General features: G+C 61.3%; 24 protein-coding genes, 1 tRNA gene and 1 riboswitch. Of the genes, 9 read left to right on the top strand and 16 right to left on the bottom strand.

Annotated elements, in window-relative coordinates; translation table 11 throughout:
• Nucleotides 1-24 precede the first annotated feature (24 nt).
• A riboswitch (SAM riboswitch) is annotated at nt 25-102 on the bottom strand.
• Nucleotides 103-137: 35 nt separating this feature from the next.
• From SKA53_RS02070 to SKA53_RS02055, 4 genes are all read right to left on the bottom strand, one after another.
• Entirely contained in the window at nt 138-746 is a 609-nt protein-coding gene (locus SKA53_RS02070; protein WP_007204381.1) for an inner membrane-spanning protein YciB, read from the bottom strand.
• 11 nt (nt 747-757) lie between these two features.
• The gene (locus SKA53_RS02065; RefSeq protein WP_007204380.1) at nt 758-1,669 is read right to left on the bottom strand and encodes a DMT family transporter; all 912 of its coding nucleotides are present in this window, start codon (nt 1,667-1,669) and stop codon (nt 758-760) included.
• A gap of 6 nt (nt 1,670-1,675) precedes the next feature.
• Entirely contained in the window at nt 1,676-2,647 is a 972-nt protein-coding gene (ftsY, locus tag SKA53_RS02060; RefSeq protein ID WP_007204379.1) for a signal recognition particle-docking protein FtsY, read from the bottom strand.
• Nucleotides 2,648-2,782: 135 nt separating this feature from the next.
• The gene (locus SKA53_RS02055; protein ID WP_007204378.1) at nt 2,783-4,468 is read right to left on the bottom strand and encodes an NAD(P)H-dependent oxidoreductase subunit E; all 1,686 of its coding nucleotides are present in this window, start codon (nt 4,466-4,468) and stop codon (nt 2,783-2,785) included.
• Between the two features lie 278 nt (nt 4,469-4,746).
• Between SKA53_RS02055 and SKA53_RS02050 the strand changes: the two genes are divergently transcribed.
• The gene (locus SKA53_RS02050; protein ID WP_242601233.1) at nt 4,747-5,073 is read left to right on the top strand and encodes a hypothetical protein; all 327 of its coding nucleotides are present in this window, start codon (nt 4,747-4,749) and stop codon (nt 5,071-5,073) included.
• Here the strand turns inward: SKA53_RS02050 and xseA are convergent.
• On the bottom strand, nt 5,062-6,561 hold the full coding sequence (gene xseA / locus SKA53_RS02045) for an exodeoxyribonuclease VII large subunit (RefSeq protein ID WP_007204376.1): 1,500 nt from the start codon (nt 6,559-6,561) through the stop codon (nt 5,062-5,064). The two genes, SKA53_RS02050 and xseA, sit on opposite strands and share 12 nt — an antisense overlap.
• Before the next feature lie 126 nt (nt 6,562-6,687).
• On the opposite strand from xseA, the gene purD reads away from it, so the two are divergent.
• Nucleotides 6,688-7,950, top strand: coding sequence for a phosphoribosylamine--glycine ligase (gene purD, locus SKA53_RS02040; RefSeq protein ID WP_007204375.1), 1,263 nt, complete (start codon nt 6,688-6,690; stop codon nt 7,948-7,950).
• A gap of 52 nt (nt 7,951-8,002) precedes the next feature.
• Here the strand turns inward: purD and SKA53_RS02035 are convergent, their stop codons facing one another.
• From SKA53_RS02035 to SKA53_RS02015, 5 genes are all read right to left on the bottom strand, one after another.
• The gene (locus SKA53_RS02035) at nt 8,003-8,509 is read right to left on the bottom strand and encodes a CarD family transcriptional regulator (protein ID WP_040483067.1); all 507 of its coding nucleotides are present in this window, start codon (nt 8,507-8,509) and stop codon (nt 8,003-8,005) included.
• A 190-nt stretch (nt 8,510-8,699) separates the two neighbouring features.
• The gene (gene fdxA / locus SKA53_RS02030; RefSeq protein ID WP_007204373.1) at nt 8,700-9,035 is read right to left on the bottom strand and encodes a ferredoxin FdxA; all 336 of its coding nucleotides are present in this window, start codon (nt 9,033-9,035) and stop codon (nt 8,700-8,702) included.
• Nucleotides 9,036-9,082: 47 nt separating this feature from the next.
• Nucleotides 9,083-9,472, bottom strand: coding sequence for an RNA-binding S4 domain-containing protein (locus SKA53_RS02025; RefSeq protein WP_007204372.1), 390 nt, complete (start codon nt 9,470-9,472; stop codon nt 9,083-9,085).
• Nucleotides 9,469-12,243: a helicase-related protein gene (locus SKA53_RS02020; protein WP_007204371.1), complete on the bottom strand. Its 2,775-nt coding sequence runs from the start codon at nt 12,241-12,243 to the stop codon at nt 9,469-9,471. The genes SKA53_RS02025 and SKA53_RS02020 overlap by 4 nt, the downstream gene beginning before the upstream one ends.
• A 25-nt stretch (nt 12,244-12,268) precedes the next feature.
• Complete coding sequence (locus tag SKA53_RS02015; RefSeq protein ID WP_050752694.1) at nt 12,269-12,829, bottom strand: tetratricopeptide repeat protein; 561 nt, start codon at nt 12,827-12,829, stop codon at nt 12,269-12,271.
• A 75-nt stretch (nt 12,830-12,904) separates the two neighbouring features.
• On the opposite strand from SKA53_RS02015, the gene SKA53_RS02010 reads away from it, so the two are divergent.
• The 5 genes from SKA53_RS02010 to SKA53_RS01990 all read left to right on the top strand — a co-directional run bounded on the left by SKA53_RS02010 (nt 12,905) and on the right by SKA53_RS01990 (nt 18,713).
• Nucleotides 12,905-13,195 carry an SCP2 sterol-binding domain-containing protein gene (locus SKA53_RS02010; RefSeq protein WP_007204369.1) on the top strand — a complete coding sequence of 97 codons (291 nt, stop codon included), beginning with the start codon at nt 12,905-12,907 and terminating at the stop codon, nt 13,193-13,195.
• Nucleotides 13,195-14,133 carry an alpha/beta fold hydrolase gene (locus tag SKA53_RS02005; RefSeq protein WP_007204368.1) on the top strand — a complete coding sequence of 313 codons (939 nt, stop codon included), beginning with the start codon at nt 13,195-13,197 and terminating at the stop codon, nt 14,131-14,133. Before SKA53_RS02010 ends, SKA53_RS02005 begins: the two co-directional genes overlap by 1 nt.
• Nucleotides 14,134-14,247: 114 nt before the next feature.
• Nucleotides 14,248-15,258 carry a ligase-associated DNA damage response exonuclease gene (locus tag SKA53_RS02000; protein WP_007204367.1) on the top strand — a complete coding sequence of 337 codons (1,011 nt, stop codon included), beginning with the start codon at nt 14,248-14,250 and terminating at the stop codon, nt 15,256-15,258.
• Nucleotides 15,255-16,844: an ATP-dependent DNA ligase gene (locus SKA53_RS01995; RefSeq protein ID WP_007204366.1), complete on the top strand. Its 1,590-nt coding sequence runs from the start codon at nt 15,255-15,257 to the stop codon at nt 16,842-16,844. Before SKA53_RS02000 ends, SKA53_RS01995 begins: the two co-directional genes overlap by 4 nt.
• Nucleotides 16,845-16,907: 63 nt before the next feature.
• Complete coding sequence (locus tag SKA53_RS01990; RefSeq protein ID WP_007204365.1) at nt 16,908-18,713, top strand: M3 family oligoendopeptidase; 1,806 nt, start codon at nt 16,908-16,910, stop codon at nt 18,711-18,713.
• Nucleotides 18,714-18,770: 57 nt separating this feature from the next.
• Here the strand turns inward: SKA53_RS01990 and SKA53_RS01985 are convergent, their stop codons facing one another.
• The 4 genes from SKA53_RS01985 to SKA53_RS01970 form a co-directional block, all read right to left on the bottom strand.
• Complete coding sequence (locus SKA53_RS01985) at nt 18,771-19,745, bottom strand: Gfo/Idh/MocA family protein (RefSeq protein ID WP_040483065.1); 975 nt, start codon at nt 19,743-19,745, stop codon at nt 18,771-18,773.
• Nucleotides 19,746-19,876: 131 nt separating this feature from the next.
• Nucleotides 19,877-20,773, bottom strand: a complete 897-nt coding sequence (rpoH, locus tag SKA53_RS01980; RefSeq protein ID WP_040483064.1) for an RNA polymerase sigma factor RpoH — start codon at nt 20,771-20,773, stop codon at nt 19,877-19,879.
• Between the two features lie 160 nt (nt 20,774-20,933).
• Nucleotides 20,934-21,983 (bottom strand): RluA family pseudouridine synthase, encoded by a 1,050-nt coding sequence (locus SKA53_RS01975; protein WP_007204362.1) that lies wholly within the window; start codon nt 21,981-21,983, stop codon nt 20,934-20,936.
• A gap of 19 nt (nt 21,984-22,002) precedes the next feature.
• A tRNA-His gene (locus SKA53_RS01970) sits at nt 22,003-22,079 on the bottom strand.
• 124 nt (nt 22,080-22,203) lie between these two features.
• On the opposite strand from SKA53_RS01970, the gene SKA53_RS01965 reads away from it, so the two are divergent.
• The gene (locus SKA53_RS01965; RefSeq protein WP_007204361.1) at nt 22,204-22,395 is read left to right on the top strand and encodes a DUF6324 family protein; all 192 of its coding nucleotides are present in this window, start codon (nt 22,204-22,206) and stop codon (nt 22,393-22,395) included.
• Here the strand turns inward: SKA53_RS01965 and SKA53_RS01960 are convergent.
• Nucleotides 22,382-22,840, bottom strand: coding sequence for an MmcB family DNA repair protein (locus SKA53_RS01960; RefSeq protein ID WP_007204360.1), 459 nt, complete (start codon nt 22,838-22,840; stop codon nt 22,382-22,384). The genes SKA53_RS01965 and SKA53_RS01960 overlap by 14 nt on opposite strands.
• Before the next feature lie 153 nt (nt 22,841-22,993).
• Between SKA53_RS01960 and SKA53_RS15475 the strand changes: the two genes are divergently transcribed.
• The gene (locus tag SKA53_RS15475) at nt 22,994-23,140 is read left to right on the top strand and encodes a hypothetical protein (protein WP_007204359.1); all 147 of its coding nucleotides are present in this window, start codon (nt 22,994-22,996) and stop codon (nt 23,138-23,140) included.
• A 212-nt stretch (nt 23,141-23,352) separates the two neighbouring features.
• Here the strand turns inward: SKA53_RS15475 and SKA53_RS01955 are convergent, their stop codons facing one another.
• A complete protein-coding gene (locus tag SKA53_RS01955) occupies nt 23,353-23,664 on the bottom strand; it encodes a hypothetical protein (protein ID WP_040483062.1) in 312 nt (103 codons plus the stop codon).
• Nucleotides 23,665-23,723: the final 59 nt, after the last annotated feature.

Genomic DNA, 23,723 nt, shown 5'->3' with positions numbered 1-23,723 from the left:
CCCGACACCGGCAAAGGTATCGGGGCTATGAAACCCGCCACCTTTTTAGCAGAATGTTTTACGTGGCCTGCAATCCGGAAACAAATCACCACGGCGTCTGGCATAGGCCGCAGCATCGCCCACGTCAATGGGTGGCGTCAGTCCTTGGATTGCTGCGGGTCTTCGATCAGGTACTTTTGCAAGCCGATGATCTGGACCCACAAGAACAAGAACAGCACGGCCGGAAAGGCAAAGGTTTCCAACTTGACCCAGGTTTCGGTCGATTGGGTGCGCCAGATGATTTCGTTAGCGATGGCCAGCACGACAAAGATAAAGGCCAGCCGTTTGGTGAAAATCATCCATCCTGCGCGCTGCATCGGCAGGAATTCTTCCATCACGAACTGCAGATAGCTCTGCCCGCGCAACAGACCGATCCCCAAAAGCCCCGCCATGGCCCCATAAACGATGGTGGTTTTCATTTTGAAAAAACGCTCGTCGTTGAAATACGCCGTCAGCCCGCCGAAAAAGATCACCATGAAAGCAGTGAACACCTGCATACGGCTCAACTTGCCGGTCAGTACCCATAGGATCGTCATCGCCACCAATAGGATCGGCACGAAAACCAGCGCGGCCACGATGAAACCCGAATAATCGGTGCCTGCAAAAGTATACGTATCATCCTTGATCCGCAGATAGATCAGGAAAAACGCAAGCGTTGGGCCCAGTTCCAGCACCTGTTTCAGGATCGGGTTGATGGTTTTGGTCATGCGTATCTCCTTCAGCCTCCCGTTTCCACGATCACGGCGCCCAAGGCAACCAATGTCATCAGCAACAATCGGCGTGGCCCCACCTTTTCGCGCAGGATGAACCAGCCGATCAACGCGGCAAAAACGGTGGATGTTTCGCGCAGCACAGCCGCCTCGCCGACTTTGCCAACCATGGTGGCCAGCATCACGCCCCCGAAACTGACCCAAGCCACCAGCGCCCCGATCACCCCGCGCCACATCAGCGGGGCCAGCACCGGCGGGTTATCCATCCGCCGGTACCGATGCAGTGCCAACACCGGAAAATCCAGCGCGGTGACGAAAAAGAACCATGCCAAAAAGGTGAAAGCGTCCGGCGCCTGCCGGATGCCGTAAGCGTCATAGGTGGTATAGACCGCCACCAGAAGCCCGCCCATCAACGCCCAGGCCAGCCCAGCACGCAGCGCGGCGGGATCAAGCTTTTCTTCAGCCAGGTTGCGCAGCGCCAATAACAAGATGCCCCCTGACAAACAGCCCATGCCAACCCATTGCAATGGCGTGAAATGTTCCCCGAAAAACACCGATGCCGCGATCACCGTGACCAGCGGCCCGGTGCCGCGCACCACGGGGTAAACTACGGTAAAGGCGGCCTTTTCATAGGCGCTTGCCATTGCGACCTTATAGGCGAAATGGATGCCAACCGCCCCCACAAGGATCAGCGCGGTCGCCGCATTCGGCCACGGCACGACAAACAGCGCGACAGGGGCCGAAAACACCACCAGCCATAAATCAATCGCGCCCCGCGTCAGCCAGGGATCATGGCGCCCCTTTTGCAACGCCCCGAACACCGCATGGGCCAGCGCCGACACCAGCGCAAGGATCGTGGCCAGCCGCGCGCCCTCTGGCGTGCCAGCAACAGCGATCAGATAGGCGGCAAGATTGTCCAACGCCGCCTATAGGTCCAGACCGACAAGGGCCGCGGCGAATTCCTCGGGATCAAAAGGTGCCAGATCGTCGATCTGTTCACCCACGCCGATGGCATGGATCGGCAGGCCGAACCTGTCGGCCAGCGACACCAGCACGCCGCCCTTGGCTGTGCCATCCAGCTTGGTCATCACCAGACCCGACACAGCAGCCAGTTCCTGAAACACCTTGACCTGCTGCACCGCGTTCTGCCCTGTGGTGGCATCCAGCACCAATAGCACATTATGGGGCGCATCTGGGTCTTTCTTGCGGATCACGCGGACAATCTTGGACAGCTCTTCCATCAAGTCAGCACGGTTTTGCAGCCGCCCTGCGGTGTCGATCATCAAAAGATCGGCGCCATCCGCCTGCGCCTTGGTCATCGCATCATAGGCCAGGCTGGCAGGGTCCGACCCTTCGGGCGCTGTCAGCACCGGCACGCCCGCGCGCTGCCCCCAGACCTGCAATTGCTCAACGGCCGCAGCGCGAAACGTATCACCCGCTGCGATCACCACGTTCTTGCCGGCCGCGCGGAACTGGCTGGCCAGCTTGCCGATCGTCGTGGTCTTGCCCGATCCGTTGACGCCGACGACCAGCACGACCTGCGGCGTTTTGGCATAGATCGGCAAAGGGCGCGCCACAGGTTCCATGATCCGCACCACCTCGGCCATCAGCAGGCGCTTGACCTCCTCGACCGAGACACGCTTGCCCAGATGCCCTTCGGCGATATTGGCGATCACGCGCTGCGCAGTTTCGACGCCCATATCGGCCGCGATCAGCAGGTCTTCCAGCTCTTCGAGCATGGCATCGTCAAGCGCGCGGCGCTGCGCCTCGGTCGGCGCCAAAAGCCTACCGATCAGGCCAGGTTTCGGCGCGGGCTCTGCGACAATTGCATCCAACCCCGCGTCAATCTTGGCCGAGGATTTGAACATCCTCTCTTTGAGCTTGCTGAAGAACGCCATCGGAACAGCCTTTCATGACTTCTGCGCAAAGACCTAGCCATTCCGCCCGGAATTGAAAAGACCACGCCCCGCCATCTTCCGAGCATAAATATCCCCGCGCGGAGCGCCGCAACTGCGGCACAGCCGCAGGCAGCGTCAGATCTCGTCGCTGAAATGGCGCATCACTAGCCGGATCGGGTTCGGGGCCGCCTGCCCCAACCCGCAGATCGATGCATCCGCCATCGCGGTACACAGATCGCCCAGCAAGGCGCGGTCCCATTCGGGGGCCTGCATCAGTTGCACCGCTTTCTGGCAACCGACACGACAGGGCGTGCATTGTCCGCAACTTTCATCCTCGAAAAACCGCAGCATGTTCAGGGCAGCATCGCGCGCGCGGTCCTGCTGCGAAAGGACGACAACGGCGGCTGACCCAATGAACGTGTCGTGCGGCTGCAATGTATCGAAATCCAGCGGCACATCCGCCATCGTCGCAGGCAACAGCCCCGAGGACGGCCCACCCGGCTGATAGGCTTTGAACACATGGCCAGCCGCCATCCCGCCCGCCGCCGCAATGATATCGGTGATCGTCGATCCTGCGGGCAGGACATACATGCCCGGCTGCGCCACCCGCCCCGAAACGGAATAGGACCGCAGCCCCTTGCGCCCGTTCTTTTCCACGCTGCTCAGGATATCCGGCCCCTCGCGGCACACCCGCGCCACCCAAAGCAGGGTTTCGACATTATGCACCAGCGTCGGGCGGCCAAAGAGACCAACCTCGGCCACGAAAGGCGGGCGGTGGCGGGGGATACCACGCTTGCCTTCGATGCTTTCGATCATCGCGGATTCCTCGCCGCAGATATAAGCGCCTGCACCCCGCCGCAGGTCGATGAAACCGGGCGCAACGATCCCCGCCTGTTCCAGTGCCGCAATCTCGCGGCGCAGAATCGCCAGCACGGCGGGATATTCATCGCGCATATAGATGAAACAGGTCTGCGCCTCGACCGCCCAGGCGGCGATCAGCATCCCTTCGAGAAAGACATGCGGCGTGCGTTCCAGATAATAGCGGTCCTTGAACGTGCCAGGTTCGCCTTCATCGCCGTTCACGGCCAGATAGCGGGGGCCGGCATGGGCGCGCACGAAACCCCATTTGCGGCCCGACGGAAAGCCCGCACCGCCCAATCCGCGCAGGCCAGAGGCCAGCACCTTGTCCTGCACCGCCTGCCAGTCGCCTTGCGCGCGCAAGTGTTCCAGCACGGCATAACCGCCATCGGCGCAATAGGACGCCAAGGTCTGGTAATCGGGCAGATGCGCATGGGTGTCATCCGCCACAATCGCCGCCTGCACCTTTGCAGGGGTGGCATGGTCGATATGGTTGTGCCCGATTTCCAGCACAGGCGCGGTATCACAGCGCCCCATGCAAGGCGCGCGCAAAACACGGACCTGTGCGGGGTCAAGCCCGTCTTCCAGCGCCGCTTTCAGCGCCTGCGCACCGGCCAATTCGCATGACAGGCTGTCGCAAACGCGGATCGTCAGGGCGGGCGGCGGTGTCTCGCTTTCCTTGACCACGTCGAAATGGGCGTAAAAGGTGGCGACCTCGTACACCTCGGCCTGTGACAGGCGCATTTCCTCGGCCAGCGCACGCAAATGGGCGGCGGACAGATGGCCATTTGCATCCTGCACCAGATGCAGAAACTCGATCAGCAGATCGCGGCGGCGCGGCCTGTCGCCCAACAGCGCAAGGATCTCCGCCATGGCGCCATCATCCAACTGGCGACCCTTGGTGGTATGTCGCCCTTTGCCTTTGCCGGATTTCCAGATGCCGTCTTGGTTGTCCTTGGCCATGCCCGCATTCCCCTATTTTGGCGCAGCATAGCCCGCGCCTGCCCTGCAAACCACGCAAAAGCGACGCCCCAGAGACCAAAGCACGCAGCCACGCAGTTTCGCTTCATCGCAGGCAGCGGCCGTGCTAATCTTGACGGATGATCGACCCCACGCCCCCGGCCCAGCGCCAAGATTGCCTGCACGGATGCAGATCACGGATATATCGGTGGGCAGCTGGCGCGCTGCGCAATGTCGGTTTGCTGTTGCTGCTGACAACACAAGCCAACGCTCAGAACAAGATGACAGGCGAGGCATTTGACGCCCATGTCACAGGCCGCACGATCACCTTTCGTACCGACACCAACCCCGCCTATGGAATCGAGGCTTATCTGCCAGGTCGCCGTGTCATGTGGTCGGCTTTTGACGGAACCTGCATGTACGGAACCTGGTATGAAAGCAAAGGTAATATCTGCTTTATTTATGACGACGATCCCGAACCCAAATGCTGGGCGACCTATCTGCAAAAGGGCACGATGTGGGCCACATTTATCAATGTCCCCGATGGCACCGTGATCTATGAAACCGATGCCGACGAACCGCTGATCTGCAACAATCTATCGTCGTGACGCCACCGCGATCCGACCATCGGCGAACTGGATTTCCAGATGATCCGCCTTGGCCGCAGCCACCGTATCGGTGACCAGCACATCGCCCGCACGCACCACCGCATAGCCGCGTTTGAGCGTTTCCATATACCCCAAGGTTTCGCGCAGCCGGTCAAGGGCGGCCAGCCTTGCAGTCCGTTCTGTCTGTTGGCGCGTCGCGCGGTCCGACAGGCGCGCAAGCACGCTGCTCAGCCGTTCGGCCTGCCGGTCCAGCCGTGTCTGCAACAGATCACAGCGCAATCCGCGCCCTGCCCGTTCCAGCGTCACCGCTGCATCACGACTACGGCGTTGCAAGGCGGGCGCGAGCCGGTCCGACAATGCCGACAGCCGCCTGCGATCCTCGGCCAGTCGGCGTTGCAAGATCGCGGGGCGCAGGGCCGCATCGCTCAGTTGCAACCGCTTTTGCGCCGCCGCCTGCCGCAGGGCTGCCGGCAGCCGGTCGGCCAGGTAATCCAGCCGCTGGCGTGGCCCATCGGCCAGCGTGTCCACCCGCGGCAAGGCGCGCGCCAGATCGCGCAATCGCTGGCGGCGGGTCTGCACGCCGTTGGACAGCGCGCGCACCAGCCGCGCGCCTTGCTGGTCCACAAAGGCCAAAAGCTCGATCCGCACCGGCACGGCCAGTTCCGCCGCCGCCGTCGGCGTGGGCGCGCGTATATCGGCAGCAAAATCGATCAGCGTGGTGTCGGTTTCATGGCCCACGGCGGAAATCAGCGGAATGTCGGATGCGGCGGCCGCGCGCACAACGATTTCCTCGTTGAACCCCCAAAGATCCTCCAGCGATCCGCCGCCACGCGCCACGATAATCAGATCAGGGCGCGGCAAGGCACCGCCCGGCGTCAGGCGGTTGAACCCGTCGATGGCCGCGGCGACCTCGGCTGCGCATTTCTGGCCTTGCACGGCGACCGGCCAAACCAGCACCTTGCGCGGAAAACGGTCGCGCAGGCGGTGCAGGATATCGCGGATGACCGCCCCCGATGGCGATGTGACCACGCCGATGATCTCGGGCAGATAGGGCAGCGGTTTCTTGCGCGCCGCATCAAACAACCCTTCGCCCGCCAGCATCACGCGGCGTTTCTCCAGCATCGCCATCAAGGCACCGGCACCGGCGGGCTGGATGTCTTCGATGATCATCTGGTATTTCGACTGGCCCGGAAAGGTCGTCAATTTACCAGTGGCGATGACCTCCATCCCCTCCTCTGGCCGGTGGGTCAGGGCAGTGGCGCGGCCTTTCCAGATGATGCCCGACAGAACCGACCGGTCGTCTTTCAGATCCAGATAGATATGCCCTGATGACGGGCGCGAGATGCGCCCCAATTCGCCGCGCACGCGGATATGGGCAAAGCCGCCTTCGATGGTCTTTTTGACCGCGCCTGAAATCTCGGACACGGAAAATTCAGGCGTGTTGTCGGCGCTTTTGTCGGTGGGGCCGTCTTCGAACAAATCCATCATCGGGGTGATCCTGTGCGCTTTGGGCCGCATCCTAAGGCGGCGCCACCCAAAGGCCAAGCCCGGCCTTGTGATCTGCCGCAGCCCTGACTAAGACCGCCCCAAGTTTTCAAAGGCGGAGAGACGGCCATGAACATCCTTATTCTGGGCAGCGGCGGACGCGAACATAGTCTGGCTTGGGCGATCAAGCAGAACCCCAAATGCGACCGGCTGATCGTGGCGCCGGGCAATGCAGGCATCGCGCAAATCGCGGATTGTGCCGATCTCAATATCCTTGATGGCGATGCCGTCGCCAATTTCGTTGAAGAAAACACGATTGATTTTGTCATCATCGGCCCCGAAGGCCCGCTGGCGGCCGGTGTCGCAGACCGGCTGCGCCGCACCGGCACGCTGGTTTTTGGCCCGTCGCAAGCCGCCGCTCAGCTGGAAGCGTCGAAATCCTTTACCAAGGCGATCTGCGATGCGGCCGGCGCGCCCACCGCCGGCTATGCCCGTTTCACCGAAGCGGCCCCCGCGCGCGCCTATGTGCAGGCCCAAGGCGCGCCCATCGTGATCAAGGCTGACGGTCTGGCCGCTGGCAAGGGTGTCACTGTCGCCATGACAGTGGACGAGGCATTGGACGCCCTTGATCACATGTTCGACGGCAGTTTCGGCCCCGCTGGCACCGCTGTCGTGATCGAGGAATTCATGGAAGGCGAAGAGGCGTCGTTTTTCGTGCTCTGTGATGGCACCACGATCCTGCCGGTAGGCACCGCGCAGGACCACAAACGCGCCTTCGACGGCGACCAAGGGCCAAACACGGGCGGCATGGGTGCCTATTCGCCCGCGCCCGTGATGACCGATGAGGTCACGCAAAAGGCGCTGCGCGAGATCATCCAACCCACGATGGATGAAATGGCGCGGCGCGGCACCCCGTTTCAAGGCGTGCTGTTCTGCGGGCTGATGATCGAAAACGGCCAGCCACGGCTGGTGGAATACAACGTGCGTTTCGGCGATCCCGAATGTCAGGTGCTGATGATGCGCCTTGGCGGGCAAGTGCTGGACCTGCTGCAAGCCTGCGCCGAGCAGCGCCTGCACGAAATATCCGTGAACTGGGCCGATGACCATGCGCTGACCATCGTGATGGCGGCCAACGGCTATCCGGGCGATTACGCCAAGGGCAGCGTGATCGGCGGGCTGGACAGCCAGCCTGCGGATAGTTTCCACATGGTGTTCCATGCAGGCACAAAACGGTTTGAGGGCCAGTATCAGGCGCATGGCGGGCGGGTGCTGAACATCACCGCGCGCGGCGCGTCATTGGCCGAGGCGCATGAACAGGCCTATGCCATGGCGCAAGGCGTCGACTGGCCGGGCGGGTTTTACCGGTCCGACATCGGCTGGCGGGCGTTGTGAAACGCAAAAAGCCGCGCTCTCTGGCGCGGCTTTTTGTTGATTTCACATCCGCTTAAGCAGCGCGACCGACCAGAACAGACCCGATCTGTGCGGCTGCCGCATTCTCGTCATCGCCTGCAACGGCGGCGAATTCGCGGGTCAGGCGTTCGAGGGCAGCTTCATATAGCTGACGCTCGGAATAGCTTTGCTCGCGCTGGTCGTCTTGGCGGTGCAGGTCGCGCACGACTTCGGCGATGGCGATCAGGTCGCCGGAATTGATCTTTTGCTCGTATTCCTGCGCACGGCGCGACCACATGGCCTTTTTGACCTTGGCCTTGCCGCGCAGAGTTTTCAGCGCGTGATTGACGACATCAGGTGTCGCCAGCGCGCGCATGCCCACATCGGTCGCCTTATGCGTCGGCACCCGCAGGGTCATCTTGTCCTTTTCAAAGGCGATCACGAACATCTCGAGTTCGAATCCGGCCACTTCTTGCGTTTCGACAGAGACGATCTTGCCCACGCCATGCGCCGGATAGACGACAAATTGGTCGGGGCTGAATTCGCTTTTCTTCTTGGTCATGATTGTCCTTTCATGGCAATCCGGCACGTCAGGCGACAAAAAACCGTCGGTAACAAGCGTCACCGGCGGGTTCATACCTATGGGCGGGATCACATCATTCGCGTCATTGGGGGAATCATACCACAAAAACGCGCCCTTCGGAAGCGTCCCCGCGTATGATACGAAACGCATTTGAAATCAGGCGCTTGCCTTAGCCGCCTTCGCCGGGGGCTTCGGAAAACAGGTCCAGCTTGCCGGGCTTGCCATCCATCTCTTCGGCGCCGGGCAGCGGGTCTTTCTTGGTGATGATAACCGGCCACATTTCCGAATATTTGCGGTTGAACTCGACCCATTTTTCCATGTCGGGTTCGGTATCGGGGCGGATCGCATCTGCCGGGCATTCTGGTTCGCAGACCCCACAATCGATACATTCATCAGGGTGGATCACCAGCATGTTCTCGCCCTCGTAGAAACAATCCACCGGACATACCTCGACGCAGTCGGTGTATTTGCAGGCGATACAATTGTCATTTACGATATAGGTCATGGGATCATCCGTAATTCTTTGCCGGTTTGCTAAATCGGATCGCGCGGTCATTCAAGCGTGAAAGGGTCATCCATCCCACGCTGCGTCATCATATCCCGCCGGTCCTTTTTGGTGGGGCGTCCCTTGCGGTCGCTGCCAGGGGTCTGGGGTACAGGCACCGTCACTGGCGTCAGGTCCTCGTAAAGCGCTTGTGCTTCTGGCGCCGGGCCACGGCGCGTGCCGCATGCAAGGATGCGGATCACCCGCGCGACATCGGCCTGCACGAAGGTCAGCACATCGCCCGGCCCCACGGCGCGTGCAGGTTTGCTGACAGGATTGCCACCCACCCGCACCTTGCCCCCCGTCACCACACCGGCGGCAATGCTGCGCGATTTGAAAAACCGCGCATGCCAGAGCCATTTGTCCAGCCGGATCGTGGGCCGAGGCGCATCGGTCAAGCCTTTTTGAACCCCGCCAAGGCCGCCGCAAACGGATTATCGGGATCAATCGGTTTTTCATAGCGCGGCTTAGCCTGATAGCTGTCAGGCTTGCTCGCCTGTGCTGTCGGTTTGCCCTTGGGCTTGCCCTTGGATTTTGGATTGCCGCGCGGGCGGTCGCCACCCGTGGGGCGTGCCGGGCGCACAGCCCGTCCGCCCCATGTGAAGGTATAGAACACCTCCATCTCGGGCGCGTCGGGGGTTTCGACAGATGCGCCAGCCGGCATTTCCTGCGGCATTTCCTGCGGCGTGGCGTCAGGCACATCGGCCGTTGGCATTGCTGCATTGTCGGCGTGATCCGGCGTGTCGGCAGGTTTCGCGACAGAAGGATCGCCCGTCACATCCGCGCGCGCTGGTTTGACCTTGGCCCGTTCGGCCTTTTCGGCCTTGTAGCCCAAACCGGCCATCAGATCGGCGAACTGGTCCAGCGTCATGCCAGTGATCGACAGCATGTCGGGGTTTACCTCGAACCCAGCCCGGCTGTCCTTGTCGCGCAGCAGATCGGCCAGCCGTTCCAGCATGTCGATACGGATCGCACGCTCGCCCGCCGCGCGGTAACCGGCCATCGCGTAATAGCCGGGCACGGCATCCTTCGCGGCTGGCACAGTGACCAGACCGGGGGGCGGGCTTTGCGGGAATTCCTGCAGATCGCGGGCCAGCGACCACAGCACAAGGCGCAGACGCGTGGGCGCAGGTTTCAGCAGCAGCGGCTGGAAAATCGTGAACTGGCCAAAGCGCACCCCATGTTTGCGCAACGCAGACCGCGCGTCCTGTTCCAGCGCCTTGACCTCGTCCGCGATATCGCCGCGCGGGATGATGCCGAAATGTTCGGCCATCCGGTAGGCGAACCCCTTGGCGGCCCCTGTCAGGGTCTCGTCATTTTTCAGCGCCAGCAGCGGTTCGAACCCTGCTGCGATCTTGCGGTCGATGAAATGCTGCAACCGGCGCTGGACCTTGGCAATAACATCCGGCCCTGCCTCGTCATCAACGAAAACCGCCACGCCGGGTTTCAGCGGGTCAGACCCCGCCACCAGCTTGCCCACGGCCTGATCGCCCCACATGAGACCACCCTGTTCGGTGAAATCAATCTCGGTATCGGGCGCGTTATAGAACCGATCCGCGCGCAGATGCAGATGCGGCGCAATCGCCTGCTGGGACGCCTGCCGCAAGGTTTTCGCCTCGTCGGGGCTTCCTGCTTTGTCCATGCGGAAACGGAACCCTTCCAGACGACCGACAAATTCGCCCTCGACGGTCACTTCGCCTTTTTCATTCACCTCGGCCAACAGGCTCTCCTTTTGTTTGAGCCGGCGAAGCAGGATGCTGGTCCGCCGGTCCACAAATCTTTGCGTCAACGCGCCGTGCAGCGCATCTGATAAACGGTCTTCTACAGCGCGGGTTTCATCGCGCCAATGAGAATCGTCAACAAGCCAACCTTTGCGTTGAGCCACATAGGTCCAGGTCCGGATATAGGCCAGCCGTTTGGACAAAGTATCAATGTCCCCGTCAGTGCGGTCAATCCGGCGGACCTGCAAGGCGAACCAATTGGCCGACACATGCCCAAGCTGGTGCAGATCGTTGTAAATCTGTGTCAGCAAACCGGCATGTTCGCCCGCCGAAATGCCCCGGAAATCGGGGATGCGACAGACATCCCAAAGCAGTTTCACCGATGGCCCGTCGGTCGCGCGGGCCGCGACCTCTGCATCCTGCGCCAAGGTTTTCAGCGCGGCCAGATCATCGCTTTCGCGCACGCGGGTCAGCCATGGATCGTCAGTGCGGTCCTCAAGGGATCCAATCAGCCGCTTGACAGATCCGAACTGCAACCGGCTGTTGCGCCATTGCAATTTGGCGACAGGGCGGAACTGGTGGTTGCAGATCGCCTCGGCGACAGCATCGTCCAAGGGCGGGGCTTCGCCTGTCACCCCGAACGTGCCGTTCTCGATATGCCGCCCCGCGCGGCCTGCAATCTGCGCCAGCTCCTGCGGTTCCAGATGGCGCATCCGGCGGCCGTCATATTTGGTCAGCGATGAAAACGCGACATGGCTGATATCAAGGTTCAGCCCCATCCCGATGGCATCCGTGGCGACAAGGTAATCGACATCGCCGTTTTGATACATTTCCACCTGCGCATTGCGGGTGCGCGGCGACAGCGCGCCCATGACGACGGCGGCGCCCCCCTTGGTGCGGCGCAACAATTCGGCGATGGCATAGACGTTATCGACGGAAAACCCCACGATGGCCGACCTTGCGGGCATCCTGCTGATCTTTTTCGATCCGGTATAAGTCAGCTCTGACATGCGGTCGCGGACCATGAATTGCGCACCCGGCACAAGCGCGGCAATCGCACCGCGCATGGTTTCGGCCCCCAGAAACAGGGTTTCGTGCAAGCCGCGCGCATGCAGCAGCCGGTCGGTGAAGATATGGCCGCGTTCGGGATCAGCACAAAGCTGAATTTCATCGACAGCCAGAAAATCGCAGCCCATGCCATCGGGCATCGCCTCGACCGTGCAAACCCAATAGGCGGCGCGCGGCGGCACGATCCGTTCCTCGCCAGTCACCAACGCCACGACCCCCGGCCCCTTGATCGCGACGATGCGGTCATAAACCTCGCGCGCGAGCAGGCGCAAAGGCAGGCCGATCACGCCGGTGCGGTAGGACAGCATCCGCTGGATCGCGTAATGGGTCTTGCCAGTATTGGTCGGCCCGAGAACGGCCGTGATCCGGGAACCTTGCATTTTCGTCCCCGTCAGGGCCGGGCGGTCAGATCGCCTGGCCGTCCAGCTGTTGGTGCAGGCGCGCGCGGTCTTCGCGGGCCTGCATGGAATATGGCACGATCTGAAGGATCATGTCGTAAAGTTCAAGTGCCGCTTGCGGGCGGCCGGTTTCTTCCATCATCACCGCCAGCCCGCGCATCGCCTCGAAATGGCGCGGATTGCGGGTCAGCGCCTCGCCCAGATCGGCCATGGCCGGGCCGATTTCATCCAGCAGATAAAACGACGTGGCGCGCAAGAAATACCCTTCGGCGAAATCCGGCGCATGATCAACCAGCGCCGAAAAATGATCGAGTGCGGCCTCGGCCGCGCCGTCATCCAGCGCATCCTGTCCGCGCTGCAATAACAGATCGATAGACGCCGACCCGCTCTTGCTCCATTCCGCGATAATCTGCTGTTCGATGCGCAAGGACCCGTCTTCATCGGTCTGTGACAATTCCGCGAAAAGCTGGTCCAGCCGGTCGGTTTGTGCGACCGCAGGCAACGAAAAGCCCAAGACCAGCACAAGTGCCGCTACGATACATTTGAAGCGAAGAGGATCAGCTATCATATAAAGCAATGTAGCGCATCATGCGGCGGACACCAGAGCCATGCCACCGCAATTCATCACAAGAGGATCAAAATCATGAGCGATGTCATCACCGAAGCCGTCAGTCAGCTGAACGCCAAGATGGGCGGGAATGGGTTCGACGGCTGTGCCAAATTCGTCATTGAGGACGAAGGCGCAATCATCATCGACCAGACCGGCGCACGCGCCGCCGATGACGACGCCGATGTGACCCTGACCGCCAGTGCGGATGTGTTCAAGGCGATCCTTGACGATGAATTGAACCCGACAACGGCCTTTATGACCGGCAAGCTCAGCGTTGACGGCGATATGGGCGTTGCCATGAAATTGACCAGCGTGCTTGGCTGATGGCACCCGCGGCCCCGTTTTTCGATGATGTCGCAAACGGCCCGGCGGGCGGGGCCGCGCATTGGCTGACCACCCGCGACAATAGGCGCATCCGCGCCGGTCACTGGCCGGGGGACGGGGCCAAAGGCACCGTGCTGATCTTTCCCGGCCGCACCGAATACATCGAAAAATACGGGATCACGGCACAGGCGCTCACGGCGGCAGGCTATAGCGTGCTGGCCGTGGACTGGCGCGGCCAGGGGCTGGCGGACCGGCTGATCAGCGATCCGAACCTCGGCCATATCGGCGATTTCGCGGATTATCAGCACGATGTGGCGGCTTTGCTGGACCATGCCATGGTGCTGGGCCTGCCGCGTCCGTTCTTTCTGATCGCCCATTCCATGGGGGGCTGCATCGGCCTGCGGTCGCTGATGAACGGCCTTGATGTCAAGGCTGTGATGTTTTCCGCGCCCATGTGGGGCATCCAGATGCCCCCTGCCACACGCGCCTTTGCCTGGAGCCTGACAACGCTCAGCCTGTCATTCAAATTTGACGAAAAACTGGTCCCGGGCCAATCCGCCACCAGCTATCCTTTGATCCAGCCCTTCGCAGGCAATATGCTGACCGATGATCCCGAAATCTACGCCGCCCTGCGCGGCCAGATCGCGGTGCATCCCGCCCTCGGCCTTGGCGGGCCTAGCTTGCGATGGCTGAACAGATCGCTGCATGAAATGCGTGATCTCGCCCGCCTGCCCGCCCCAGCGACCCCCTGCATCACCTTTTTGGGCAGCAAGGAATCCATCGTCGACCCAGCGGCGATCCGCACCCGCATGACGCGCTGGCGGGACGGTGTGCTGCATGACATCAAGGGCGGCTTGCACGAAATGCTGATGGACAAACCTGCGATGCGCGACAGCGTCAATGCCACGACCATCGCACATTTCGACGCGCACCGCTGACGGCACAATCCACATCTTCTTATTTCAAAAAATACTCCCGCCGGAGGCTCAGGTCTCTCCACCGCCACGCAGGCCCGCCATTGGCAGACCGGTCAAAAACCCTATCTATGCATCATGGCGGATGTGCTGACCTTCACCGAGAGCGGGATCTACTGCCCCGCGGGCGATTTCTACATCGACCCCTGGCGCCGCGTGCCACGGGCGCTGATCACCCATGCGCATAGCGATCACGCCCGCTGGGGGATGGACAGCTATCTGGCCACCCCTACCACCGCCGCCGTGATGCGGCACCGGCTGGGCGATATCGCGGTGCAGACGATTGCCTATGACAGCGCCCTGCGCATCGGGGATGCAGTGGTGTCTTTGCACCCCGCAGGCCATGTGCCGGGATCGGCGCAGATCAGGGTAGCGGTCAAAGGGCAGGTCTGGGTCGTCTCGGGCGATTACAAGATTGTAGACGACGGGCTGTCCGAACCCTTCGCCCCCGTCCCCTGCCACGCCTTCATCACCGAATGCACCTTCGGGCTGCCGATTTTCAACTGGACGCCGCAGGATGTGCTGCGCGACCAGATCAACCGCTGGTGGGCCGAAAGTGCCGCCGCAGGCAAGACCGCGATCCTGGGGGCCTATGCCTTGGGCAAGGCGCAAAGGCTCTTGCGCCTGCTTGACCCTGCCATCGGGCCGATCCTGACACATGGCGCGGTGGAAAACACAAATGACGTGCTGCGCGGCATCGCCATCCCCCTGCCCGCCACCACCCGCGTCGATACCACCATGACCGCCAAATCCCACCCCGGTGCGTTGGTGCTGGCCACGCCTGCCGCGCTTGGCACGCCTTGGGCGCGGCGGTTCGGGCCATCCTCGACCGCCTTTGCCAGTGGCTGGATGGCCTTGCGCGGTGTGCGGCGCAGACGGGCGGCGGATCGGGGGTTCATCGTGTCCGACCATGCCGATTGGGCAGGGCTGAACACGGCGATCACCGCGACAGGGGCAGAGAAAATCTTTGTCACCCATGGCTATACCACCGCCTTTCAGCAATGGCTGCGCGAGCAGGGCCATGACGCGCATACCGTCAGCACCGATTACCAAGGCGAAGGGTTCGACAGCGGCGAGGATGCGGCATGAAAGCCTTCGCCACCCTGTTCAGCGCGCTTGACGAAAGCACCAAGACCAGCGCCAAGGTCGCGGCCTTGGCCGATTATTTCCGCACCGCGCCAGACAGTGACAAACTGTGGACCATAGCCCTGTTCACCGGACGCAGGCCGAAGCGGGTCATCACAGCCTCCAAATTGCGCCTCTGGGCGGCAGAGGTGGCAGGCCTGCCCGACTGGCTGTTCGAAGAAAGCTATAGCATCGTGGGCGATCTGGCCGAAACCATCGCACTCGTGCTGCCAGCGCCGCGCGCGACCAGCGACGCAAGCCTGACCGACTGGATCATGCATCTGCGCGCGCTGGGCATGCAGGATGATGACGCGCGCAAGGCCGGCATCATCGCCGCATGGGACCGGCTGCCGCCTGCGGAACGGTTTTTGTTTACCAAGCTCTTGACGGGCGGTTTGCGCATCGGGGTCAGCGCCAAACTGATGACCCGCGCGCTGGCACAGGCCACGGGCCAGCCGGAACCGGAACTGACCCATAAGCTGATGGGCAATTGGACGCCCGACAGCGTCACATGGGCCAGCCTGATCGAGGCGGATGATCCCGGCACCGACGCGTCGCGCCCTTATCCGTTCTATCTGGCTTACGGGTTGGAGGATCTCGCCACCCTCGGCCCGCCCGCCGATTGGTCGGCGGAACGCAAATGGGACGGGATCAGGGGGCAGTTCATCCTGCGCGGCGGCACCCATTACCTGTGGTCGCGCGGCGAAGACCTGATGACAGACCGCTTTCCCGAGCTTGCCCAGCTTTGCGATGCATTGCCCGACGGCACCGTGATCGACGGTGAGGTGCTGGCCTTTGCGGACGATGCCCCCCTGCCCTTTGCCGCTTTGCAAAAACGCATCGGGCGAAAAACAGTGCCGCGCAAATTGCTGACCGAGGCGCCCGTGATCCTGATGGCCTATGACCTTCTGGAACACGACGGGCGCGACATCCGCGCCTTGCCCTTTGCAGACAGACGCGCGGCCTTGGCAAGGCTCGTTGCGCGGGTTTCAACCAACGCGCCGCTGCGCTTGTCACCGCAGGTGACGTTTGGCACCTGGGACGATCTGGCCGCCGCACGCAGCCAGTCGCGGGATGTGGGGGCCGAAGGGCTGATGCTCAAACGCCACGACAGCCCCTATCTGGCAGGGCGCAAGAAAGGTGATTGGTGGAAATGGAAGGTCGATCCGCTGACCATTGATGCCGTGATGATCTATGCGCAATCGGGCAGCGGGCGGCGGGCCAATCTGTTCACCGATTACACCTTTGCCGTGCGCGATGGCGATGCAATGGTCCCCTTCACCAAAGCCTATTCCGGCCTGACCGATGCCGAATTCCGCCAGATCACTGCTTGGGTGCGCAAGAACACATTGCAAAAATTCGGCCCCGTCCGGCAGGTGCCGGCCGTCCATGTGTTCGAGATCGCCTTTGAAGGCATCAACGCAAGCCCGCGGCACAAATCCGGCGTCGCCTTGCGGTTTCCACGGATGCTGCGCTGGCGGCAGGACAAACCCGTGGCCGAGGCCAATACGCTTGACGATCTGCGCGAAATGCTGCGGCTTTACGGCTGACAGGGTTCCCTGCGCCAGTGCGACACTCTAAGTAATGGGTTAAACAGCAATGAAAGCCGCGCCATGCAAAACCCCGTCTATGATGCCAATACGTCTGGAAAAAACAGCTTTGGCGATCTGCCCGAATGGGACCTGACCGACCTTTATCCCAGCCCGGACAGCCCCGAAATCACCCGCGACATGGCATGGCTGGAAACCGAATGCGCAGCCTTTGCCGCCGATTATGAAGGCAAGCTTGCATCGCTGGACGCGGCGGGTTTGCTGGGCGCGGTGCAACGCTATGAACAGATCGACGTGATTGCAGGGCGGATCATGTCATTTGCGGGCCTGCGCTATTACCAGATCACCACCGACAGCGATCGCGCCAAGTTCATGGCCGATTGTCAGGACAGGATCACCCGTTTCACCACGCCGCTGGTGTTTTACGGGCTGGAGTTCAACCGTTTGGACGATACGCATCTGGCGGGTCTTTTGGCCGCCAATGCCGATCTGGCGCGCTATAAACCCGTATTCGACCGGATGCGCGCGATGAAGCCGCATCAATTGTCCGACGAGCTGGAAAAATTCCTGCATGACCAATCCACCGTCGGGGCTGCCGCGTGGAACAGGCTGTTCGATGAAACCATGGCAGGGCTTGAATTCGTCGTGGACGGCGATGTGCTGAGCCTTGAAGGCACATTGAACCTTTTGACCGACCCTGACCGCGCCAAACGCGAGGCTGCGACCCATGCGCTGACGGCGGTTTTCCGTGAGAACATCAAGATCTTTGCCCGTGTCCACAACACGCTGGCCAAGGAAAAGGAAATCCACGACCGCTGGCGCAAGATGCCCAGCCCGCAGGCCGCGCGCCATCTGGCCAACCATGTCGAACCCGAAGTGGTCGAGGCTCTGCGCAACGCCGTCGTTGCCGCCTATCCGCGCCTGTCGCACCGGTACTATGCGCTGAAGGCCAAATGGCTGGGGCTGGACAGGATGCAGGTCTGGGACCGCAACGCGCCTTTGCCGATGGACCAGACCCGCGTGATCGGCTGGGAAGAGGCGCGCGACACCGTGCTGACCGCCTATGCCGGTTTCGATCCGCGCATGGCCGAAATCGCGGGCCGGTTTTTCGACAAAGGCTGGATTGATGCCGCGACAAAACCCGGCAAGGCGCCCGGTGCCTTTGCGCATCCCACGGTGACGCCGGTGCATCCTTATGTGATGCTGAACTACCTTGGCAAACCGCGTGATGTGATGACATTGGCGCATGAGCTGGGGCATGGCGTGCATCAGGTACTGGCGGCCGAACAGGGCGAATTGCTGTCATCCACCCCGCTGACGCTTGCGGAAACGGCGTCGGTCTTTGGCGAGATGCTGACATTCCGGCAATTGCGCGACACGGCCAAAACGCCACAGGACCGCAAGGTGCTGCTGGCGGGCAAGGTCGAGGATATGATCAACACCGTGGTGCGCCAGATCGCGTTTTATGATTTCGAATGCAAGCTGCATGCGGCCCGTGCCGAGGGTGAACTGACGCCCGAGGATATCAACGCGCTGTGGATGTCGGTGCAGGCCGAAAGTCTGGGGCCGGTGTTCGATTTCGCGGATGGCTATGAAACCTTCTGGGCCTATATCCCGCATTTCGTGCATTCGCCGTTTTACGTCTATGCCTATGCGTTTGGCGACGGGTTGGTGAATGCGCTTTATGCGGTATTCGAAGAAGGCGATGCCGATTTCCGCGACAAGTATTTCGCAATGCTGCGCGCGGGTGGGTCCAAGCATCACAAGGACTTGCTGGCCCCGTTCGGGCTGGATGCCTCGGACCCTGCATTCTGGGACAAGGGGCTGGCGCTGATCGAAAGCATGATCGACGAGTTGGAGGCGCTGTAACGCCAGCGCCTCCGGCGGGGGAGTATTTTTGGAAATAAGAAGTTGGGTGGCGCGTGGTTAACGCCGCGCGCCCGCCGTAAAGACCATGTCCATCATTGCCTGCGTACCGCGTGAGAATTCCAGCGCGCAAGGATAGCGGGCCGTGCCGCGCAGCGTATGGCCGAAGTTTTCGACTTGCACGATATAATGGTTCACGCCAGGCCAGCGTTCGCTGATGGTGCTGGTCCCGTCAGTTTCCAGTGTCAATTGCGCCATGTCGAAGACATTGGCGTTGAATGGACAGGTCAGGCGCAAAATACCCTTGTCACCGTGAAAGGTGATTTGCTGGCGCGGATGCATCCGCATCGAGACAATGGCGGAATAGGTAAAATCGGGAAAACGCGCAGCGATCTGCGCGAAGACATCGACATCATTTTCCAGCCGCAAATCGGCGTAGGTGATCGCATCGGGTTCCTGTCCTGTCACGAAACGGGCGGCCCCAAAGGTGTAAACGCCAATGTCGCGCAGCGCGCCGCCTGCGGTTTCGGGCCGGTTGCGGATATTGGTCACATCATCCGCGTTATTATAGGTAAAGGTTGCATCGACATGCATCAGCTTGCCAATCGCGCCTTGGGCATAAAGAGCGCGCGCGCGCGCAAATTGGGGGTGATGCACGATCATGAACGCCTCTGCTGCAAGCAGCCCCGCCGCATCGCGCGCAGCGATCAGCCGGTCGTAATCCGCCGCCGCCAGCCCCATGGGTTTTTCGCACAACACGTGTTTGCCAGCGGCCAACGCCTTGAGCGACCAATCCACATGCAGATGGTTGGGCAGCGGGATATAGACCGCATCAACAGCCGGATCGGCCAAGAGCGCATCATAGCTGTCATGCACAATGACGTGCGGCGCGAAATCCGCGAAATGTGCCGCCTTGGCGGGGCTGGATGTGGCCAGCGCGTAAAGCTCGGCTCCTTTGGCGGCATGGATGGCAGGGCCCATGAAACGGCGGGCGAAATCGGCGGCACCCAGAATGCCCCAGCGGATTGGTGTCATGGTCATCTCCCTTTTGAGAATGCTAGCGCTATCATCCGGTCGCTGCCATTCCCCTTTCCCATCTTCCGAGAAAAAATATCCCCGCCGGAGGCTCCGACGGGGATCACAGGGACGACGGGTCGCGGAAAAGTTCAGGCGCTTTCCAGCATGCCTTTTTCGCGCGCCAGCTGGGTCATGCGCGATTGCAGCTTTTCAAACGCCCGCACTTCGATCTGGCGGATCCGTTCGCGGCTGACCTCGTAGCGCGCGCTCAGATCTTCGAGGGTGACGGTTTCTTCGGCCAGACGGCGCTGCACCAGAATATCCTTTTCACGCGGGTTCAGCAAGGTCATGGCTTCGACCAACAGGGCACGGCGGGCGTCGAGTTCGTCATGTTCCTCGTAATCGGCGGCGGTATTGGCGCTGTCGTCTTCGAGCCAGTCCTGCCATTGCATCGACCCTTCACCGTCTGAGCCGATCTGCGCGTTCAGCGAGGCATCGCCCCCCGACAGGCGGCGGTTCATCGAGATCACCTCGTCCTCGGTCACGCCCAGATCATTGGCGATCTGTTTGACGTTCTCGGGGCGCAAATCGCCTTCTTCCAGCGCGCCAATGCGGTTCTTTGCCTTGCGCAGGTTGAAAAACAGTTTCTTCTGCGCCGATGTCGTGCCCATTTTCACCAGCGACCAGGACCGCAGGATATATTCCTGGATCGAGGCGCGGATCCACCACATCGCATAAGTCGCCAGGCGGAAACCCTTTTCGGGGTCGAACCGTTTGACCGCCTGCATCAGGCCCACATTCGCCTCCGATATCACCTCGGCCTGCGGCAGGCCGTAGCCGCGATAGCCCATGGCGATTTTGGCAGCCAGTCGCAGGTGCGATGTCACCATCTTATGCGCGGCTTCGGTGTCTTCGTGGTCCACCCAGCGTTTGGCCAGCATGTATTCTTCTTCGGGTTCCAGCATCGGGAACTTGCGGATTTCCTGCATATAGCGGTTCAATCCACCTTCAGGGGTTGGTGCGGGAAGATTTTTATAGTCGCTCACTGTCGTGCCCTCCATTATGTATAAAGGCTTAACATAGATATGGTCGCGCTGCGGCCATTTTCAAGTCTCGGTCTTTACTTCTGGTCAACACAATATGAACCATTCAGTTCAGTTTTGCGAGTGGCCTTTGTGTGCGCTCACGCAGATGGGATAGCGTATTTCAGACCGGCGCGCCCATTGCCGCCAGCAATGCTTGCATATCCGCAGGCAAAGGTGCTGAAAATTCGAGGAATTCTTCGGTCACCGGATGTACGAAACCCAAGGTCGCGGCATGCAGCGCCTGACGCGGAAAGGCAGCGACGGCGGCGACGCCGGCCTCGCCCAATGCTTTGGGCGACATCTTGCGCCGGCTGCCATAGGTCGGATCACCGATCAGCGCATGGCCGCAATGGGCCAGATGCACGCGGATCTGATGCGTGCGGCCAGTTTCCAGCCAGCATTCGACCAGCGCCGCGACAGGCATCGCGCCCAAAGCGGCAAGGATTCGGACCCGTGTCACCGCATGCCGCCCGGCGGTAAAGGACACCGCCTGCCGCTGCCTGTCGGTGCGGTGCCGGCCCAGCTGGGTCTGGATTTTCAGAATGTTGCCGGGTTCAAAGGACGTGCCCTTGATGCCGCGCAGGCGGGGGTCATTGGCCTCTGGCACGCCATAGCAGACAGCAATATAGCGCCGTTCCACCGTGTGATCGGCGAATTGATCGGCCAGATGATGATGCGCGCGGTCGGATTTTGCCACGACCAGCAGGCCCGACGTGTCCTTGTCGATCCGGTGGACGATGCCGGGGCGTTTGAGGCCGCCCACGCCCGACAGGCTGTCGCCGCAATGGTGGATCAGCGCGTTGACCAATGTGCCATCCGCCGTGCCGGGGGCGGGATGCACGACCATGCCGGCGGGTTTGTTGATGACGATCAGGTCGTCATCCTCAAACACCACATCCAGCGTGATATCCTGCGCTTCGATATGGCTTTCGACAGCGACGGCGACGGTGACGGCGACTTGCGCGCCCTCAGCGATGCGAAAACGCGGGTCGGTGACCACCTGCCCGTCCACGGCCACAGCGCCATCCGCGATCAGCCGCGCCAGACGCGACCGGCTGAGCGCGGCATCATTCGGCACGTCGCGGCCAAGCGCCTTGTCCAGCCGTGGCGGCGGGTTTTGGGCAATCGTGAATGTGATCAGGGTCGGCCCCATCAAGTTCTCCGTCATCATCTGCGGGCTGAAAAGGGGGTGGTACCACCTGCTGGTCTCGAACCAGCGACCTCTTGATCCACAATCAAGCGCTCTAACCAACTGAGCTAACGCGGCACTGGCGCCGGATTTAGCTGCATGACCGCATGATTGCAAGGGCTAGTCACGGCTTTTCGCGCGCGGCACTTGCCAAGCGATCGCGCAGCGCTGTAGGCAGGCAAAAGACAGTAAGGAACAGATCATGGGTATCAACAGCGAACGCGATATCGAGGCCAATATGCAGATCGGCCCGACCGAACTGGGCATGGTGCGCATTTTCATCGAGGCCGGCGACACAGAGATCCCGATGGATTTCGAACCCGAAGAGGCCGAGGAAATCGCCGACGAGATCCGCGCCGCAGCCCAAGCCGCACGCGCCGTCAAAAAGCGCTGACAAAGCCCGGATCGCGCGCCATCTGCGCGCGGATCGCGGCATGGCGCGCGAATTTCTGCGTCAGCATCTTGCGCCGTGCGGGTGGCAACGGCCGGTCCGGCCCCATCCGCAGGATTTCGGCATCATAGCTGTCGGCAATGATCAGCCCGGTATCATCAGGCAGCAAATCCAGCGGAAACGCGGCATCTACCGCCCAGAAAAACCGGTCGCACCAGTCCAGATAGCCCTGCCATTTGCGGTCGGTCTGAAAATCGGCGCGGCTGGATTTGCATTCGATCACCCAGATTTCGCCTTTCGGCCCCAGCGCCATGACATCGACGCGCAGCCCCGGTATCGGCACCAGTTCTTCGACGCTGACGAAATCATGGCCACGCAGATGGCGGCACACACCACGGGCCAGGCGCTGGCCAGGCTGCAAGGCGGGGGATACAAAGCCAGAAGACATGGCGGGATACTGAACAATAGGTGAACAAATTGCAATCCGTCGCGATGCGATTGGCGGGTACCGCGCGAAGCTCTGCGCCGGACATCCCGCCATCTTTACGATTTGATCAGGTTTTCCAGCGACATTTGTTCTGGTCACGAAAGGAAGACTGAAATGTCGTTGATTGCCAGTGTCACCTTTTTCGAAATCTGCATGGCGCTGTTGACCATTGGTCTGGCCGAGCGGTTATTGCTGGGCTATGCGCCTGCGTCGCTGGTGGGCCGCGATGGCTGGTTGCTGCGCGGCGATATCGAAGAATAAGATCATCCCACTTGTGGAACCCAGTGTTGCGCCCTAACTGTGGGGCAGACGGGTTTCTGCGCTGCATGTATACCATCGGTACAAATCCAGTGGCCTTAAGCAACTCCGAGGGAGCTGGCTCTGTTCTGGCCCTGGTCAGTCTACCTGGCGCCCACCTGTAAAAACAGGTCCTCGGGATTAGCTACCGCTACGGCAGATGTGGTGCCCGTCGCCTAACGCCCGCGCCGCGACCCGGCGGTCACGCGGATCGGGATCAATTGACCGCCTGACTGGTCGTCGTCATCGTCATCCTGCGCGTCCAGCATGATCGAAATAGCGAATTGCACGCTGCCGAAAACGGTGCCGTGAAAAAACCACAGCAGGAACACGGCGAGCCAGCCGATATCGGAATTGGCGACCAGGGTGCCAAGCCGCGCCACGTCATGCCACAGCAACAGCGCGACAAATCCTGCGGCAACCACGAATCCCACCGCGCAGTGGCGCAGGTATAGCCGCATCAGATCCGGCTCATCGTCATGTGTCATGTCATCGTCCCCCATGATCAAAAGCTAAGCCATGGGCCAAGGAATACAAGGTATCGCTT

It is taken from the genome of Yoonia vestfoldensis SKA53 (genome assembly GCF_000152785.1).
Taxonomy (GTDB): domain Bacteria; phylum Pseudomonadota; class Alphaproteobacteria; order Rhodobacterales; family Rhodobacteraceae; genus Yoonia; species Yoonia vestfoldensis_A.
The sequence above is the reverse complement of the archived record's forward strand: the minus strand, read 5'-3'. Positions and strand labels throughout refer to the sequence as shown.

Coding starts and splice junctions, on each gene's coding strand:
- SKA53_RS02070 (WP_007204381.1), bottom strand. CDS start 746: ATGACCAAAACCATCAACCCGATCCTGAAACAGGTGCTGGAACTGGGC.
- SKA53_RS02015 (WP_050752694.1), bottom strand. CDS start 12,829: ATGATAGCTGATCCTCTTCGCTTCAAATGTATCGTAGCGGCACTTGTG.
- fdxA (WP_007204373.1), bottom strand. CDS start 9,035: ATGACCTATATCGTAAATGACAATTGTATCGCCTGCAAATACACCGAC.
- ftsY (WP_007204379.1), bottom strand. CDS start 2,647: ATGGCGTTCTTCAGCAAGCTCAAAGAGAGGATGTTCAAATCCTCGGCC.
- xseA (WP_007204376.1), bottom strand. CDS start 6,561: ATGATGGATTTGTTCGAAGACGGCCCCACCGACAAAAGCGCCGACAAC.
- SKA53_RS02020 (WP_007204371.1), bottom strand. CDS start 12,243: ATGCAAGGTTCCCGGATCACGGCCGTTCTCGGGCCGACCAATACTGGC.
- SKA53_RS02010 (WP_007204369.1), top strand. CDS start 12,905: ATGAGCGATGTCATCACCGAAGCCGTCAGTCAGCTGAACGCCAAGATG.
- SKA53_RS01955 (WP_040483062.1), bottom strand. CDS start 23,664: ATGACACATGACGATGAGCCGGATCTGATGCGGCTATACCTGCGCCAC.
- SKA53_RS02055 (WP_007204378.1), bottom strand. CDS start 4,468: ATGGCCAAGGACAACCAAGACGGCATCTGGAAATCCGGCAAAGGCAAA.
- SKA53_RS15475 (WP_007204359.1), top strand. CDS start 22,994: ATGTCGTTGATTGCCAGTGTCACCTTTTTCGAAATCTGCATGGCGCTG.
- SKA53_RS02005 (WP_007204368.1), top strand. CDS start 13,195: ATGGCACCCGCGGCCCCGTTTTTCGATGATGTCGCAAACGGCCCGGCG.
- purD (WP_007204375.1), top strand. CDS start 6,688: ATGAACATCCTTATTCTGGGCAGCGGCGGACGCGAACATAGTCTGGCT.
- SKA53_RS02035 (WP_040483067.1), bottom strand. CDS start 8,509: ATGACCAAGAAGAAAAGCGAATTCAGCCCCGACCAATTTGTCGTCTAT.
- SKA53_RS01995 (WP_007204366.1), top strand. CDS start 15,255: ATGAAAGCCTTCGCCACCCTGTTCAGCGCGCTTGACGAAAGCACCAAG.
- SKA53_RS01960 (WP_007204360.1), bottom strand. CDS start 22,840: ATGTCTTCTGGCTTTGTATCCCCCGCCTTGCAGCCTGGCCAGCGCCTG.
- SKA53_RS01975 (WP_007204362.1), bottom strand. CDS start 21,983: ATGATGACGGAGAACTTGATGGGGCCGACCCTGATCACATTCACGATT.
- SKA53_RS02050 (WP_242601233.1), top strand. CDS start 4,747: ATGACAGGCGAGGCATTTGACGCCCATGTCACAGGCCGCACGATCACC.
- SKA53_RS01985 (WP_040483065.1), bottom strand. CDS start 19,745: ATGACACCAATCCGCTGGGGCATTCTGGGTGCCGCCGATTTCGCCCGC.
- SKA53_RS01965 (WP_007204361.1), top strand. CDS start 22,204: ATGGGTATCAACAGCGAACGCGATATCGAGGCCAATATGCAGATCGGC.
- SKA53_RS02000 (WP_007204367.1), top strand. CDS start 14,248: ATGGCGGATGTGCTGACCTTCACCGAGAGCGGGATCTACTGCCCCGCG.
- SKA53_RS01990 (WP_007204365.1), top strand. CDS start 16,908: ATGCAAAACCCCGTCTATGATGCCAATACGTCTGGAAAAAACAGCTTT.